This window comes from Planococcus sp. PAMC 21323, assembly GCF_000785555.1.
GTDB lineage: Bacteria > Bacillota > Bacilli > Bacillales_A > Planococcaceae > Planococcus.
The window spans coordinates 2,908,166-2,926,168 of record NZ_CP009129.1 but is presented as its reverse complement, the minus strand read 5'-3'; the positions used below and the strand labels follow the sequence as shown (position 1 = coordinate 2,926,168).

14 protein-coding genes are annotated in these 18,003 nt (G+C 34.2%); 12 read left to right on the top strand and 2 right to left on the bottom strand.

The genetic code is table 11. The features are described from left to right. Positions 1-272: 272 nt before the first annotated feature. From PLANO_RS14400 to PLANO_RS14360, 10 genes are all read left to right on the top strand, one after another. Positions 273-2,447: a DEAD/DEAH box helicase family protein gene (locus tag PLANO_RS14400; RefSeq protein ID WP_038705122.1), complete on the top strand. Its 2,175-nt coding sequence runs from the start codon at positions 273-275 to the stop codon at positions 2,445-2,447. Next, positions 2,434-2,607, top strand: a complete 174-nt coding sequence (locus PLANO_RS16005) for a hypothetical protein (protein WP_156108912.1) — start codon at positions 2,434-2,436, stop codon at positions 2,605-2,607. Before PLANO_RS14400 ends, PLANO_RS16005 begins: the two co-directional genes overlap by 14 nt. Before the next feature lie 14 nt (positions 2,608-2,621). After that, positions 2,622-4,610: an AAA family ATPase gene (locus tag PLANO_RS14395; RefSeq protein ID WP_038705121.1), complete on the top strand. Its 1,989-nt coding sequence runs from the start codon at positions 2,622-2,624 to the stop codon at positions 4,608-4,610. Next, entirely contained in the window at positions 4,611-5,129 is a 519-nt protein-coding gene (locus PLANO_RS14390) for a hypothetical protein (RefSeq protein ID WP_038705120.1), read from the top strand. It abuts the gene before it with no gap. 56 nt (positions 5,130-5,185) lie between these two features. Then, a complete protein-coding gene (locus PLANO_RS14385) occupies positions 5,186-6,085 on the top strand; it encodes a DUF4007 family protein (protein ID WP_052124335.1) in 900 nt (299 codons plus the stop codon). Continuing rightward, entirely contained in the window at positions 6,075-9,506 is a 3,432-nt protein-coding gene (locus tag PLANO_RS14380) for a hypothetical protein (RefSeq protein ID WP_038705119.1), read from the top strand. Before PLANO_RS14385 ends, PLANO_RS14380 begins: the two co-directional genes overlap by 11 nt. Positions 9,507-9,520: 14 nt before the next feature. Then, positions 9,521-10,321, top strand: a complete 801-nt coding sequence (locus PLANO_RS14375; protein WP_038705118.1) for a hypothetical protein — start codon at positions 9,521-9,523, stop codon at positions 10,319-10,321. 131 nt (positions 10,322-10,452) lie between these two features. Further along, positions 10,453-12,288, top strand: a complete 1,836-nt coding sequence (locus tag PLANO_RS14370; protein ID WP_038705117.1) for a hypothetical protein — start codon at positions 10,453-10,455, stop codon at positions 12,286-12,288. Positions 12,289-12,732: 444 nt separating this feature from the next. Then, the gene (locus tag PLANO_RS14365) at positions 12,733-13,683 is read left to right on the top strand and encodes a ribose-phosphate diphosphokinase (RefSeq protein ID WP_038705116.1); all 951 of its coding nucleotides are present in this window, start codon (positions 12,733-12,735) and stop codon (positions 13,681-13,683) included. A gap of 247 nt (positions 13,684-13,930) precedes the next feature. After that, entirely contained in the window at positions 13,931-15,427 is a 1,497-nt protein-coding gene (locus PLANO_RS14360; RefSeq protein WP_038705115.1) for a BCCT family transporter, read from the top strand. 86 nt (positions 15,428-15,513) lie between these two features. On the opposite strand, the gene PLANO_RS14355 is transcribed toward PLANO_RS14360, so the two are convergent. Both PLANO_RS14355 and PLANO_RS14350 read right to left on the bottom strand, forming a co-directional pair. Continuing rightward, complete coding sequence (locus PLANO_RS14355; RefSeq protein WP_052124334.1) at positions 15,514-15,846, bottom strand: hypothetical protein; 333 nt, start codon at positions 15,844-15,846, stop codon at positions 15,514-15,516. Between the two features lie 30 nt (positions 15,847-15,876). Beyond that, positions 15,877-17,061 carry a MalY/PatB family protein gene (locus PLANO_RS14350; RefSeq protein ID WP_038705114.1) on the bottom strand — a complete coding sequence of 395 codons (1,185 nt, stop codon included), beginning with the start codon at positions 17,059-17,061 and terminating at the stop codon, positions 15,877-15,879. 200 nt (positions 17,062-17,261) lie between these two features. Between PLANO_RS14350 and PLANO_RS14345 the strand changes: the two genes are divergently transcribed. Continuing rightward, positions 17,262-17,477 (top strand): DUF6366 family protein, encoded by a 216-nt coding sequence (locus tag PLANO_RS14345; RefSeq protein WP_038705113.1) that lies wholly within the window; start codon positions 17,262-17,264, stop codon positions 17,475-17,477. A 13-nt stretch (positions 17,478-17,490) separates the two neighbouring features. Further along, the gene (locus PLANO_RS14340; protein WP_038705112.1) at positions 17,491-17,898 is read left to right on the top strand and encodes a DUF4181 domain-containing protein; all 408 of its coding nucleotides are present in this window, start codon (positions 17,491-17,493) and stop codon (positions 17,896-17,898) included. The last annotated feature ends 105 nt before the right edge of the window (positions 17,899-18,003 follow it).

Genomic DNA, 18,003 nt, shown 5'->3' with positions numbered 1-18,003 from the left:
GAATACATGACATAAAAATACGTTATTTTAATTACAAGAATTTATTAAAATGCTTAAATATCGACTCAGTAGTTTAAATTTATGTTTTAAGCATATGTGCCTAAAATGTAAATAGAAAAAAAGGAAAATTATAAATAATACTTTATAAACAATGGGAAATGTAGGATAATAAATGTAAATGACTTCTATGTTTTGAGTATAAAGATACATGGGCGTAAATCATAATAACTATGCCATTAATAGTTAAATCTATAATTAAGGGAGGGTATAAAATGAGTCTAGTAAACATCGAAATCAAAAATGAATATAGATCTTTTGAAAATGATATGGTCAAAGAATTTTATATTCCTGTTCTTGAGACTGCAATTAGATACGATCGAGCTGTTGGTTTTTTTTCATCAACAGCATTAATAGAAATTACTAAGGGTATAGCGGGGCTAATTAGGAATAAAGGGAAAGTTAGGATTATAGCTTCTCCGAGATTATCTGAGGAAGATATCGATGCAATTTATTTTGGATATAAAAGTAGAGATAAAATAATAGAAGAAAAATTATTAAATTCATTTGATTCTGATTTAGATTTCTTTAGCAAGAAGCGTTTGAATTTATTGGCAAATTTAATAGCGAATGGAATAATAGATATCAAAATCGCTTTAATTAAAGATAATAATAGCATTGGTATCTTTCACGAAAAAATGGGGATTGTGGAAGATGAAAAAGGAAATAAAATTGCTTTTACCGGTTCTTTAAATGAAACAGGGGCTGCTTTTTCTCATAACTACGAATCAATAGATGTTTTTCGTTCTTGGACATTTGAAGAAGATAGAGTTGCTGCTAAAGAGTTAGCTTTTGAAAATATTTGGACCAACCAAGCAAAAAACGTCCTGACTATAGATTTTCCAAAACTAGTAAAGGAGAAGTTGGAAAGTTATAAGACTGATGAAATTGAATTAGTTTTGGATGAGCAAGAGGAATATGTAATAAAAAGCGCGATAGCAGAAAGAGAAAGAATTGATGGGCCGGTTACGCCTGAGAACGTTCATTTGAGGGAATATCAAATAGAAGCTATAGAAAAATGGAAAACACATGGATATAATGGAGTTTTCGATATGGCTACTGGTACGGGGAAAACTATCACTGGTTTAGGTGCCGCAGCAGAACTGGCGAAAAACTTGAATTATAATCTTGCAGTAGTCATAGTATGTCCATATCAACACCTTGTAGATCAGTGGGTCGAAGATATTGAGTTATTTAATATGAAGCCAATTGTAGCCCATTCTGCATCTAAGCAAAAGTCTTGGAAAAAGAGGTTAGAGCAGCAAACTGAACTATATAATATCGAAGTTAACAATCACTTTTGTTTAGTTACGACAAATGCAACCTTCTCTTCTGACTTCGTTCAAAATCAACTGAAGTCTATAAAACGGAATCTATTATTGATTGTAGATGAAGCTCACAATTTTGGAGCGGAACATTTGCAGACAAAGTTACTACATAATGCTCAATTCAGATTAGCACTTTCGGCAACTATAAATAGGCACAATGATGAGGTTGGAACTCAAAGTTTATTTAATTATTTTGGAGAAAAATGCATTGAGTATACACTGGAGATGGCAATTAACAATAATATGCTCACGCCTTATTATTACTATCCGGTTCCCGTATTTTTAACCCCAGATGAATTGCTGGAGTATCAAGAACTAACTACTCAAATTGCAAAAGCTGTTAGAAAAGATAAGTTTGGAAAAGTTACTTTTTCAGAATCAGCAAAATTTTTACTTCTGAAAAGAGCGAAAATTGTAGCAGGGGCTCAAGAAAAAATAACCAAACTTGAAAATGAAATTAAAAAATATCAAAACGACTCCCATATATTAGTCTATTGTGGAGCGACTACCATTAATGATCCAGAATACTATGAAGGAAGTGCAGATGAAGAAGAAAAGAGGCAAATTGATGTTGTAACCAGCTTACTTGGAAATAAGTTAGGGTTTAAAGTATCGAAATTTACTTCTGAAGAGTCAGCAGAAGAAAGGGAAGAATTGAAAAAAACATTCTCCAAAGGAGATCATCTACAAAGTTTGATTGCAATTAGATGTTTAGATGAGGGTGTAAATATACCAAGTATAAAAACGGCTTTTATTTTAGCAAGTAGTACTAATCCAAAAGAGTATGTTCAGAGAAGGGGACGAGTACTCAGGAAGTTTGATGGGAAAAAACATGCAATAATTTATGATTTTATTACTTTACCAATGCCATTTGAACTCATGGGCGAATTAATGCCAGAAGAAGTTCAGTCTATGCAATCTTTACCATTAAGAGAAATTGCTAGAATGAAGGATTTCGCATCAATTGCAGAAAACTCTTCTGTTGCTGACACTTTAATTAATGAGATTAAAGAGTTTTATCATTTAAATAAAGAGGAGGAAGTAAATAATGAATTCCTATAATTTGGATGAATTTGAGATTGATAAGAAAAAGTTGGAAATTATGAAGTTGAAGATTATTAGAGAAGAAAAGCAAAATGTAAAAACAAAAGACAAAACTAAAGATGCGATGATTGAAAAGATCAAAGGAATTATTATAGAGGAAGTTAAAACGAAGTATTAAAGGGGGTAGACTAGTTGATTATTAAGAGTATTGAAATAAAAAACTTTAGACAATTTAAAGGTATACAAAAAATAATATTTTCGACTGCACAGGATGAAAATATAACGTTAATTCAAGGTGATAATACAAGTGGAAAAACTACTTTATTACAGGCATTTCTATGGTGTCTGTACGGACAAGCAAACTTTAAAAGCAAAGATGCGCTAATAAACACAGTAGCTGCATATGAGATGCAAAACTTAAGGAAAGATGATGAAGTTAAAGTCTCTATAGAGTTAAGTCATCATGGAGTAGATTATATAATTTCTAGAACTCTTAAATACATGTTAAAGAATGGTGAAATAAAACCGGCCACTATAAATACTGTTGAGATGTCTTATAAAGAAACTGATGGTCAGATGAAGCAAATTCCGTCGTACGAAATAAAACAGAAAATAGAAGAAATTCTTCCGGCAGATTTGTCTACATATTTTCTTTATGATACAGAAAGATTTGGAAATATCACAACAAAATCAGATGTCACAGATGCAGTCAAAGGCATTTTAGGACTCACCGTATTGGAGCATACAATCGATCACATTGGTAAAGAATCTTCGAAAACCACATTATTAGGGAAATTTTATGCTAGTTTAAATTTGACTGGAAATAATAAAGCGAGTGAAGCTCTTCAGAAAATGCAAGAAGCTGAAGAGAAGAAGGAAGAGATAATTAATCGTAAGAAAGAAAAAACTAAAGAGTTGGAACATTATTTAATGACCAAAGGACAGCTAGAAGAGAAGTTAAGAACCCTAGAGGCAAGTGCAAGACTACAAAAAGAACGAGACTTAAAACAAAAAGAATTAAGTTATGAAAATGGATTTTTAATTGAGCAGAACGATCAATTTTTCAAAAACTTTAAAGCAAATACATTTATCTATCTTGCAAATCCTTTGATGAAAAAAGCATTGATAGAGTTACAAAATGCTGATGTCGACGATAAAGGAATTAAAGATATGAATGCCAATTCTATCAAAGATATTATTGTTCGAGGGAAATGTGTTTGCGGAACAGAAGTAGTTGAGGGAAATGTAGCTCACAAACATCTATTAGAAGAAATCAATTTTTTACCGCCTGAATCTATTGGTAATATAATAAGGAATTTTAAAGAAAAAACAGAATTAATGTTGAGTTCCTCCCAAAACTACATGTCGAATTTAGAAGGCAGTTACAAGAATGCTATGAGAAGAAGGGGGAAAATAGCGGAGCTAGAAGATGAAATAGATTCTATAAAAACTGAGTTAGAAGGCAAGGATTCAGTAGGAAAGTATCAAGAAAATCTTACTGACACAGAAAGTAAAATTCGTCAACTTGAAAACCTATTATTGAACCTTGAAAAACAAATTTGGGAACAAGATAACATAATTAGTAGCAACAAAACTATTCACAATAATAACGTTAGTACCTCTGAAAAGAATAAAGAGATTTTAGAATATATGGCTTATGCAACTGCTATTAAAGAATGGGTAGAAAAAAGGTATAAAGTTAGAGAGAGTGATATTAGAATTAAACTGGAAGAAAAAGTTAATGAATATTTTTCGAAAATATATCACGGTAAACGCAAAGTTAAAGTCGATGAAAAGTATAAAGTAACGTTAATAACAACTAGCTCTGATCAGGATTTAATAACTGATGAATCTCAAGGGTTGGAAACAGTAAAGAATTTTGCTTTCATCTCGGGCTTAGTAGATATGGCGAAAGAAAAGCTACAAGATGATTCCAATTCTAGTGAAAAAGATTCAGAAGATTATCCATTAATTTTAGATGCACCTTTTTCAAATGCAGATGAAAGACATGTAGAGAATATATCTAAGGTACTTCCTGAAGTTGCCAGCCAATTGGTATTGATAGTAATGGCAAAAGATTGGAATTACGCAGAGAAAGCTATGGGGAAAAAGGTTGGTAAAAGATATTTCCTTGATAAAAAATCTGAAGTTTTAACTAAGATAGTTGAGGTGAATAATTAGATGTTTACAGATGATATTGTATTACATGGCAAACATGCACAGTACGTAAAAGAGCTAGGAGATTCTGAAAACAAGTTATTCAACAGATATTTAGATGTTTTTATGAATAGTGCAGTTATCGGGCTCATCTTTGATAAGAGAGAAGTAAGAGATAAAGAATCTCAATATAAAGATACTAGTATTAGTATTTTTGCAGCAGCAATCAATAAAGAAAAAGCTAATTTAGATTATATATACCGATTAATTATGCTGCTAGATGATTCTGGAAATATAGACTTAGAAGGAAGGATTAATAGAGCTTTTAGAGATGATGCTAATAGTGACGTATCTGATCGACATCAAAAGAACTTAGAATTATTTAAAGAATATGCATTGGGTGGAATTACAATTTTATATGATAAAATTATTAAAGAAGGAATTACAAAAGAAGATTTCATGAAAAATTCCTATGAATTTATGAAAAGTAGAAGCGAAGAAATAGAAGAAGGTGCAGCTGATGAATTGATAGATGCACTATAGAAAAAAGACATTGAGTCTTTTTTCTTTGAGTAAATTTTTACTGGAGAAGACCTCCAATGAAAGAAGGGGTATACATGGGTTACAGTCAACATCAAAGTTTTTATTTACGAGACAGATGGGTGAGCAAGGCCATTAAAGGTATAGAGGGAAATGCATCCTTTTTCTTTGAGAAAGATGCATTTGAAAAAATAGGTTTAGGCAAAAATATGGTTCAGTCCTTAAAATATTGGACTATAGCTACCAAAATATATGAAGAGCTTCGAGATAATAATCAAAAGTATCATCAAATAACTCGCTTAGGTAAATTTATTAAAGAGAAGGATCGCGCGATTAAATATTTTAATACCGCAGGCTTACTACATCATTCTTTAGCGACTAATAAAGATATTAGTACAACTTGGTATTGGTTTTTTAATATATACACAGAGACTGCTTTTACTAGAGAAGATGTATTAGAAGAGCTTACTAATTGGGTTCAGAAACGAGAAAAACGGGTCGTTTCGGAGAACTCTTTAAAACGTGATATAGACTGTTTAATTAAACTCTACACAAGTGGAGGTAGTACAGCAGATCCTGAGGAAGTAATTCTTAGTCCGTTATTTAAACTTAATTTATTAGAGGAACGTAATGGAATTATCTACAAAAAAGAAGCTCAAATGGATAAAAGTAATTTATTGTTAGTGGGGTATACTTTGCTTAAATATATGCAAGGAAGAAATTTAAGTGCTATTAGTATAGATGATTTGGTGCATAAAGAAGAGTTGCTAGGTAAGCTGTACAACATGAAGAGATCCACAATTGTAAATTTAATTAGTGGGTGGACAGAACACCCGGAATATCCTGCAACTTTTACAAGAACTAATAATTTGGATACTGTTCGTCTGCCGGAAGTTTCACCGGAAGAGTTTATTTACTACGAGTATGAACGAAAGGTAGAAAAAAACTATGATTACTGAAAGTAAAAAAACATTCACAACTAGTATAAATCTGAAGTTTGATATTGGTAATAAGGAATTTATTAAACGTTACTTACCTACACCCTCTCATGCAGAATTTTTGAAAAGTATCATTGGGGGGTTTCTAGGAGACGGAAAAAATAATGCCCATATCATGATAGGACCTTATGGGAGTGGCAAATCATTGGCAGCGACTATCGTAGCTGATATTTTCTCCCGAAGAATTAACTCACAAGATTTTAATGCGCTTATAGATAAGTTTAAAGATGTAGATCAGGAAGTTTTTGAAAAACTAAATGCAGCTAAGCAATCTAATGATTTCTTTATTCCAGTTGTACTCTCGGGAAATGAAGGTCCATTTAGCAAGTCGATTATAAATTCTATTGTAAAGTCCGTAAAGGAAGCAGGCTTTCAGCTAAACGTTCCTGGAGAAGTTGAAGAGGTTTTTAGTACTTTGAAGAATTGGGAATTAGTATTCCCAAAAACTTTTAACTCCTTTAAAAAGTCACTTAAAAATCGTCAATATACATTAGTACAGTGGAAGAAGGAGCTTCAAACTAACAACTTGGAAGAGATAGAGTGGTTCATTAAGGAATATTCTTCACTAAGTGCAGGTGCAAAGTTTCAAGTAGATTATAACGCTAACTTTATAGATAATATTACACATATTATTACACAGTTAAAAGAACAGAATATTAAAATTTTTATTGCTTACGATGAATTTGGTCGCTTTCTTCAGTCTTTAGAAGTCTCACAAATTTATAAAACGATGCAGGATGTGCAGGATTTAGCGGAAGTAGCGGGACGGAGTGGTAATGCTCTACAACTATTACTTATATCGCATAAAAATATGTCGCAATATATGTTAGGACATAATGAAGAATTTAAGGCGGAATTCCAAAGGATTGAAAAGCGGTTCAAAACATATTTTGTAGAGAGTGATAAAGCTACTTTTTACCGTATAGCTCAAGAATACACAAAAAATATGCAAAAAGAGTTAATGTTGCTTAACCTTGAATCAGCAGATTCCAAATGGATATTAAAAAAATACAATTTATTTAGCGAACTGAATCATCAAGAAATTGAAAAGATGATTGTAGAGGGGTCCTATCCTTTACATCCGTTAGCTTTATTTTTACTTCCAAGGCTATCTAGTGTTTTCGGGCAAAATGAGCGAACGTTATTCACATTTCTTGAGAGTGAAGAAACAGGTGGATTGACTAATTTTGTGACGAAGCACACAGAAGGAATGTATTATCCTCATATGCTTTTTGATTATTTTTTTAAAAATTCAATGAGTGAATTTCTAGGAAATGAAAACTTCTCGTCTTTAAAAACTTTCGCTAAAGTTACTAATAAAATAAAGACAACTAAGCAGAATGAAGGACAAATAAATTTACTAAAAATAATTACTCTATGGGACTTGTCGGGTGCCACTAATGTATTAAAACTAAACGAGGAATTACTAATCTTTGGGACGGGACAAACATTAGCTGAATTAAATTCAAATTTAAAAAAATTAGTTGACCAGAAAATGTTGCGCTTTAATAGAATTCTTGGGCAATGGGAGTTAAATGAAGGAAGCTCCGTTTTAGTTGATGAATTGCTTAATGAAGAAAGGGCTGAACTGAAATTAAATAATGAAGTTCGATTAGATACTTTAAAGGAAATTCTCGAAAAGAAATTTTATCTTGCTACAGATTATAATGATGAGTTAAATATAACCAGGTTTATGCAAGTGAATATCATAACTTCAGAGCAATTACTGAAAGCTAGTTTTTTAGAGGAAATAGAATTTGATGCAGATGGTTATATATACTACGTAATTCCTAATGATGAAATTTCTTATGCAAAATCTATCTCTGCAATATCTTCTATTAAAGATAAGCGCTTAATTTTCTCTATTACAAATAGAGATTTTAAGTCTATTCGGACGTATATAGACAAACTAATAGGTTTGCAGTCTATATACTCAAATAAAAATCTTCTATCTGAATATAGTCGGTTAGAAGAAGAAGTGAACGTGCTGATAGCAGAAACTCAATTTGGAATTAGAGAATTTCTTAAGGCCTTTGAGGACTTTCAAGAAAATATAATATGGATTTATGAAGGTACGCAAGTCACTGTAAGTCATCAGGTGCATTTAGAAAATAAGATAAGTGAAATAATGAGTGAAATGTATCCGGATACTCCTGAAATTAGAAATGATTCCATAAATAGAAGGAACTTAAATGGAATGCAGACAAAAGCTATCTATAAAGTATTAAATAACGTTATCAAAAATCCAAGTTTTGAAAGACTGGGGATAGAAGGTCAAGGGCCAGATTATTTAGTGTACGCCACAGTATTTAAAAATAATAGTCTTGATGTTAGTCGTTTAGATCGATTAACTTATGAACCCTATAAAAAACTTAGAGAAACACTAATCGGTTTTTTGAAAAATAATAAAAAAGGTTCTATCAGTGAGCTCGAAAATATTTTCACTTTACCTCCTTTCGGTATTCGTAAGCCGTTAATTCCAGTATTATTTGTAGGTTTATTAAGAGATATGTGGGAACAGCTTATGTTCTACAGAAATGATATGTATATTGCGGCTATAGACGCTGAAAAACTGTATGGAATATTCAACGAACCAGAAGAATATCAGTATGTTTTTAATGACTATTCACCAGAGTTTCTACAGTTCGTTAGAGGTGTAGAAAAATTATTTCTTCCCTATGAAAGTGAATATGTGAAAGAACAAACGGTCGTGATTAGAGCAAGTAGTGGCATATTGAACTGGTTAAGGCAATTACCACGCCATACCCAAACTACTAACAAAATGAATGCAAGTTTATTAGACTTTAAAAATATAGTTAGAAAAATTGAAGTTAGTCCGATTGTTAGTTTGGAAATGCTGAAAGAGAAATTTTCTGGAATAGATGTATTAATGGAAATGAAAACTGAGCTAGAGGAACACTCTGCTCAGTTTGAAACGAAGCTGCTTGAAAAAGTGTTTGAAACTTTCCGTGTAAACTCATTTGAAGGACTAGAAAAAGAACGCAAAAGTTTTTCTGTAGAATTAGGTAAGCGAAATCGATTGCTTAAGTCTATAGATACAGAGATTAATGATTTCACTCGAAAGTTTGCAAATAAATATACAGGCGTAGAACTAGAAAACTGGTCAGACACAACATTTGATTTATTTGAACAACAGATGCAAAATGATTATAGGGACTTGGGTATATCTTCCGATAATAGTGATATGATTGTATTAGGTTATGGGAATTTACAAAAATCTGTAAAAAAAGTAGAGTTGTCCAATAAAGCCAATACAGTTTACGAGAATGTAAATCGCATAATAAACAATGCCGGAAGAAGCGTTCCTAGAGAGGAAATTGAATATCTTATCTTCAAGTTGCTTGAAGAGTATATAGAGTAGTAGGAGGAGTTAAAGTGGAAAGAAAAAAAGTGCATGTAGCTATGTATAGTGGTGGTGCTTCTAGCGCTTATGTCGCTTATCAAATGGTGCAAGCTCATGGGAAAGAGAACTGTATATTGTTCTTTACAAACACCCTTTGGGAAGATGAAGACAATTATCGCTTCATGTATGAAGTTGCAGATTATATTGGGGTTGAAATCACTGAAAGAGTTGATGGTAGAACTCCTGAAGAAGTATTTTATGATTATCGTTTTCTTGGTAATTCTCGATTAGCGAAGTGCTCAGAAGAGTTAAAAGTTCAACAAACGATTGTTTTTCTTGAAGAATTAAGGGACGTTCACAATTTAGAACCAGTACTTTATTTTGGTATAGGACCACATGAAACACATCGGTCTGATAATTTAAGAGAGTTTTATTCACATCGTCCTCTAGAGCCTATTGAAACTAGATTTCCAATGATTGAAACCTTTAGAGAAGATATCGATGTTAAATCAATAATTGAAGAAGAATGGGGTATTAAGCTACCACGAATGTATGCTATGGGATTCTCTCATGCTAACTGTGGTGGACGTTGTGTACGTGGAGGATTCCAGCACTACGCACAACTTTATAACGTATGGCCAGAACGTTACGCATTACAAGAAGAAATGGAAGAGAACTTCAGAAAAGATTTCGAGAAAAACGTCTCTATCTTGAAAAAAGATGGCGGACCGTATACTTTGCGTGAATACCGTGAACGTATGGATCGTGAAGGCGTTGAGAATTTCTTGAAAATTCCTGATGAAACTGTTCCGTGTGTCTGTTCATTTTCTTAAATAAAACATTATTCCCGTCAATTTGTATTAGCCGCATTATTGTAGTTTTTAATTACATAGTGCGGCTATAAATTTATAAAATATCAAAAGTTTCCAAAAGGAAAAAATGTTATATTAAGGAGGTAGTTTCTATGGGAAGAAAAAAAGATTGCATCGTTGAAGAGGCAAATCAAGTTATGAAATTTAATCTTAATTTAATTGATTCAGAAGAATTTAAAGAGATATTTAAAGATTTGAATGAATATCTAATTGCGAAGAATCTAAAAAGATCCTATGAAGAAATTCTGCAAAAAATTTCTGGATTTCCTCAGAATGCGTTTTTCAGTTATAAAAAAAATTCAGTTGTTAAAATAAATCTAAATGTACTAGATAGTCGACACCAAAATTTAGTGTCGCAATTTATTGAATTAGATTTATTTAAGAGAGTTTCTTATGTAGACTTAGAAAATGAATATTTAAGAAGTAATAATCTCGAGTATTGGAGTTTGACACGAAAAGAGAATGTGCAGAATAATTTCATAATTATACTTAAATTAGACGAACAAGTATTAAATAATTTAGCGTTAAAAATAAAGAGTGTGAAGAATGATTGTATAATGGACGAAAAACTTAAAGAAGACATAGTAGAAGTAAATACGATACCAGTTCAAAATCAATTGAATAATAAAGAAGAATTTTTTGAACTATTAACTTGTCTAGATGATGAGTTGAAAAAAATGAAAGAGCTAAATAAAAATAATGAATTGGATGAAGTGCTTAATGACACTGAATTAATTTATACTTTTTCATTATTAGTTTCACAATGTAGATTGCATAAAGAGATAGATCTTAGCATAAATATTGGAAGACCAGCGTTTCTATGGAGATTTGATCAACTAAAAATCAAATTCAAAAGAATGCATCCTTTAAAAGATGAATATTTTTATATCGAAAAAATAGATTATTTAATCAAAGTTGGTTTAATTGAAAAAATAAGCTTTAATCAAATAGACAATAAATTATTAAGATTTATAGAAGAAAGGGAACTAAAAAGGAAACCAGATTTGTATGTATTGCCTGGTGTTGGTAGCTTGTCGTTAATTAGTTCCAAATCGGACTATGAAAAAATAGTAGATAGCACTGCACAAAAAAATGCTGAAAAAGAAAAAGTTAGTACCATTTATAATGATGCAGAAAATATTACAGAAAAAGAAAACATAGAAGTCCAGGTTGAAGAAAAACATGAAAGAAATAACCGTGTAGAAGAAAAGAAAGCGAAAAGGAATACTAAAGAGCGAGTTAATTATAATTTAAATAGAATTAAATCGGAGTTCTTTGAAGAAATTTATAAGCCGATAAATGAGTATCTTATTGATAATAAACTTAAAGGTTATTATGAAGAAATTTTAAGATATATTTTGGAAGAGAAAGAAAATTTCTATTTAGAAAGTAAAGATAAATCCGTTTTTTATATAGATGATGTAAATCTTAGTTCCTTATGTAAGATAGCATTTCCTTATCAAATGAGTAGTGAAGAGTATCAAGAACTTTTTCAAGAATTGATTGAAATAGGTATAATAGAAAAAATTTCTCTTCAAAATTTAGCTTATGAACTAAAATTAAGTATGCAAGAGTTATTAGAAGGTATAAAAAATAATTTTCCGGAGAATTGTATTGATGGAGAAGATTTATATATTTTGCTTAGACTAAATGAGAGTGTATTAAAAAAAGTATATAATAATATAAAAGAAAAACAAAGATTCAATAGTCACTTGACTGATAGTCAAAAAAGAAACAAAGAGTATGAAAAAAATGAAGAGATTGACATAAATGAAACAAAAAGTTCACCATCAGTTGATTATTCAATCACTGAAAGTGCTTTGGATATTTTAATAGAATCTGAAATAGAAGGAAATAAAGTTACTATCAATAAATACTATTTTGACAGACTTATAAAGTCAATCCTAGGAGAGGTACCAGACATGTAATCAGACAAATTCTAAAGAAATATCTATAGCGATAAACTCTACTAGGTAATCTATTAAATACAAAATCCTTCTAAATATTGGTACGTTGAACACGATAGTGCATGAGAAATGAAGCGAAATAGTACAGAGAATCGCAATTGAAAAATTATGTTGATTTATTCGTTTTTTACATATAGTCAGAGATAGTAGTCTGCTTAGACAGAGTAAGCTTCTCTATAATGATAGACTCCTTAGCACATGAGTACTGTCCGCAGAAGCTCCATACCAAATTAACTTTGAGTCTATATTATTCATTAAAACTCAGTACTTTTTCAGTGCAGATACACCTATGGCTATTACCCCACTAAAAGGTTATCATAAAACCAACAGCTACAGGCTATTTGCCATGGCTTGGCACTAGCTATTCAGCTACTAGATAAGATAAAAATTCGAGGGGGCTATAAGTTGGCTTATCAATTACGAAAAAACTTTAAGCTGTTTACGTTAAATTCAAATCCAGAACTGGCACAGGAAATAGCGGATTCGCTTGGTTGTGAGCTAGGAAAAAGCGCCATTACTCATTTTAGTGATGGAGAAATTCAAATTCACATTCAAGAAAGTGTTCGCGGGGCAGATGTGTATGTTGTGCAATCGACGTCACAGCCCGGAACTGAGCATGTGATGGAATTGTTGATCATGATTGATGCGTTAAAACGTGCATCTGTGAAAACCATCAATGTGGTGATGCCTTATTACGGCTATGCGCGACAAGACCGAAAAGCGAGTTCACGTGAACCGATTACGGCAAAACTGGTTGCGAATATGCTAGAAAAAGCAGGCGCGACTCATATCATCACGATGGATTTGCATGCTCCTCAAATTCAAGGTTTCTTTAATGTCCCAGTTGATCAGCTGCTCGGTGGTAAGATTTTAGAGCAACATTTTACCGAAAAGGCTTTAGAAGATGCGATCGTGGTTGCACCAGATAACGGTGGACTCGGACGTGCTCGTAAGCTAGCAAGTCATTTGGACGTACCCATCGGCTTTATCGACAAACGCCGCATGCACCCAGACGAGCCTGAAATGGTCAATATTGTCGGAGACATTAAAGGCAAAAATATTATCATTATCGTGGACATTATTGATACGGCAACAACCGTTGCGGCGGCTGCCGATGTGTTGGTAGAAAACGGTGCAAAAGCCGTTTATGCTTGCTGTACACATGCGGTGTTGTCAGGCGATGCGATTCAAAAAATCGAAGCGTCGGCAATTACGGAATTGGTTGTAACCAATACGGTTCATGTTCCAAAAGAAAAGCAAACTCCGAAAGTGACGATTTTATCGGTCGCACCACTTTTAGCTGAAGCGATTGAGCATGTTCATAACGAAAAGCCGGTTACCCCTTTATTTGAATAAAAACCGCTTCGATTAATAAAGTCTTTTTGTAAAAAATGTCTAACAGAAGCACCACGGAAGAAATTTTCTGTGGTGCTTTTGAAATGCGAAATTTACTTTTCTCAAAAAAACTCACGAAAAAACGAATAATTTAATGAGAATTGGGTATGTAAATTTTATAGTCTGTCAATTTTTTCTTCTTTTTTTTTCCGCACTTATTGTACGACTGCTTCACGAGTAAAAATTCATCTATGAAAAGGAGACTCCTATGAAAGAGGTCACAAGAGTATTTTACATCACCATTTCACTCGTTATTGCGGCGGTTTTGATCGCAGCGCTTATGCCAGAAGCATATGAACAAGTGACAGGCAATATTACATCTTTACTGAGTACCGTTTTCGGCTGGTATTATATGCTGATTATGACACTGATTCTGATTGTTGTCGGATTTCTTATTGTTAGTCCTTACGGCAATATCCGTCTCGGTAAACCGAACGATCGACCAGAGTTTAGAACACCCACTTGGGTTGCGATGCTTTTCTCAGCAGGACTTGGGATTGGACTCGTGTTCTACGGCTCGTATGAACCGCTTTCCCATTTTGCCATTTCACCGGCAACTGCTGAAGCTGGAACACAAGCAGCATTTCAAGAGTCCATGCAACGCACTTTTTTCCACTATGGATTTAATGCTTGGGCAATGTACGGTCTTGTCGCATTAGTACTTGCTTATTTCCAATTCCGTAAAGGCGAACGTGGACTTATTTCGAGTACATTGCGTCCAATCTTTGGAGACAAAATGAACAGTGGCTGGGGAACGATGATTGACGTGATCGCAATTTTCGCAACTGTATTTGGTGTTGCAACGTCACTAGGATTTGGTGCTGTTCAAATTAACGGCGGACTTAGCTTTTTGTTTGGTATTAGTAACAACAATTGGAGCCAACTGATTATTATCGCCATTATTACGGTATTGTTCCTGGCATCTGCATGGTCTGGACTTTCAAAAGGGATCAAATATTTATCCAATATCAATATGGTGTTAGCGGTTATTTTGCTAGTGCTTGTTGTCATTTTGGGACCGACTCTCCTCATTTTGAATGTCTTCACCCAATCGTTTGGTGAGTACATCCAAAATCTGATGTCAATTAGTACGAAAACCGCAGCCTTTAGTAACGAAGATCGCCAGTGGTTAGATGCATGGACCATTTTCTACTGGGCTTGGTGGATTTCTTGGGCACCATTTGTCAGTATGTTTATCGCGCGTGTTTCTAAAGGTAGAACCATTCGTGAATTCTTAATCTATGTCGTTCTTTTGCCGACATTATTATGTGCGATTTGGTTTTCTGCATTTGGTGTCACGGCTATCGATATTCAACAAAGTGGCGCTGTCGACTTAACAGCTGGTGCAGTCGAAACAATCTTGTTTATGGTATTTAATGAAATGCCATTTGGCTTTGGACTTTCGATTATTGCCATTTTGTTATTGCTGACATTCTTTATCTCGTCTGCCGATTCGGCAACGTTTGTACTTGGTATGCAGTCAACAAATGGATCATTAACTCCTGTAAACAGTGTGAAAATTGTTTGGGGCGTTCTTCAGTCGTCTATTGCTGCTATTCTTTTGTCAGTTGGTGGGTTAGCCGCAATTCAAAACACCATCATCATCGCGGCCTTGCCGTTCTCGTTTGTTGTGATCTTGATGGTCTGGTCGTTGCTGAAGTCATTAAAAGCAGAAGAAAAATTAGTGGTTGGCAAGAAAAAGTAAATCTATTTTTGTCAATATAGCAGAAAACACAAAAGCCTCAAGCAATTCCTTAAGTGGAATCGCTCGAGGCTTTTCTTTTGTAGGTGTTAATCCAAGATTTCGTTAAAAACTTCTCCGTCGTCGTCTACTTTAATAATTTTAAGACGGTTCGTATCTTTTATGAGAATCGATTTGTATTTTTCTGTACCGGATGAATCAGAAAGTAGGAGAATTCGTTTTCCTTGATTGTCCGTTACCGTTTTGATCGAATAATCATCATTGCCAATGGTGTCGATGAGGGTAGGGTACTCAGGTAAATCAGCCCATTCTTCGTGTCCGCCGATCTCCTCAGTCGCCTCAGTGTTGTCTAACGATGCTCTATCGCTGCAGGCGCTCAAAACAAATGCCGATAAGAGCAAAGTGATCCATTTCTTACTCATATTGGTTAACTTCTCCTTTTGAATATGGAACTATTCATTCTTCTCTTGTGCAAGGGCTGTAGCAATCCGTTCAATGCCATCAGATAAAGTCACTCTCGGACATGCTGCGTTTAAGCGTAAATAACCGATTCCGGCAGCTCCGTATTTGCTGCCAGGCTCCAAGGCAACTTTACCCGTTCCCAGCAGTTTTTTCATAACTTCGTCTTCTGTTAAGCCCAACTCACTGTAATCGATCCACAACAAATAAGTCGATTGTGGCTTCATGACACGTAATCCCGGGACTTTTTTCTGCAATTCGTTTGTGGCAAACTCGATATTGCCAGCAATCGTCTCAAGCATTTCTTCTAACCAAGACTCACTTTCGTTGTATGCCGCGGTTAAAGCCGTTGGGGCAAATGCATTGAGCATGCCAGAGCCGTGTGCAAGGGCATGTTTTTCTAGTTTATCGCGTTTTTCTTTATCGGTTGCGATAATCATGGCAACTTGAATGCCCGCTAAATTGAATGTTTTGGTCGGGGCCATACACGTAAAAACGCGATCGCTTTCAGTGCCCGCAATTTTCGCAAGCGGCGTGTGGCGATGTTCATCTAACATCAAATCTCCATGAATCTCATCTGAAATTATGAGGACGTCGTGCTTTGTACATAAACGGATAATTTCTCTTAACTCTTCAGGTGTCCAAACACGTCCACCTGGATTATGTGGGTTACACAATATAAACAACGCAGCTTCTTGCAATTTGTCTTCAAAGTCCTGAAAATCGATTTTATATTGTCCGTCTTGCACAATTAACGGAGAATAAAGAACTTCTCGATCTTGGTGTTCAGCCAGTTGGAAAAAAGGAGGGTAAACAGGAGGTGTCACCACGATTTTATCGTGCTTTTCGGTAAAGGTTTCAATAATTGAAGCAATAGCTGGAATAATACCTTGGTGGAAAAGTAACCAGTCGGGTTCGATTTTCCAGTCGTTTCGTCTGGATTGCCACTCGATTACAGCCGTTCTGCATTCTTTACACATAAACGAATACCCGAAAATCGAATGTTCTACTCGATCATGCAATGCTTTTAAAACAGGTGGGGGCGCGGGAAAGTCCATATCGGCAATCCACATTGGCAAAATATCTGAAGTATCCTCTAAGCCATAAATTTCGCCGATCGTATCCCATTTAACAGAGCGGCTTTTTTTTCGGTCATATACGCGTTCAAAAGAATTCATAGTGGTGTCTCCCTTATCAAGTAGATTAAAGCTAGTGAACTAGCAGGCAATTGTATCAAAGTAGCTAATGAGAGCATAGCCCGTTTATGTCGATTTATCAAGAGCGGGCTCTGTAAAGGGTCTGGTTGTTTTATCCAATTTATGGCACAATAGGAAGTAGTTGATTAAATAGTTCGACGATAAAGAAAGAGCTGCGTACTATGGAAAAGCAGAACACAACTCGAGAAAAAAGACAGAAATTACACCAAAAAGAGCAGAAAAACAATGCAGCTAGAAACTTGCGGGACGGATTTGACCAAGGAGCAGGCAATGGGAACTTAACAGACATAGCAGGTGACATGGGATGGAAAGACATGGCATTATTAATTTTAGTATTGATCATTGCATACGTGATTTATCAGCTGTTTTTTAATTGAAAGGGGATTTTAGATGTTTTGGTTAATGCTCAGCTTATTTTTAATCGTTCTTTTCAGTGTCATGTGGCTATTGAAATGGGTATTACGAAAACTACTTAATATTGAAAAGCCAAAGAGAGAGTGGTTTTCTTATAATCATGTGAACAAACTGCATGGCAAAGTAGATCGGATGATAAGAAACATCACGACAGTTGTGATGATTGGAACTTTCTATATGGTCATATTCCAAGAAAGGACGTTCATCTGGGTTGCACTAGCTTTGCTTGTGTCGACAATTGTCGATTATTCCGTAAGAGCATTTTTCGAATGGAAATACTCGGATCATCCCAAACAATCAATTTTGACAATAAGTGAGCTAGTGTTAATCGTCGCATTTCTGGCGGTAGTGATTCAGTTTGATTTGCTTGATATTAAGGTGTGATCTGGAATGCCAATGGTTATCTTTTATATTCACTCTACTTCTTATTTAACAAAATCGTTCTGCAAGAAGAAAGTTGGTTTTCCTAGCTTCATGCGGGAGTCATCT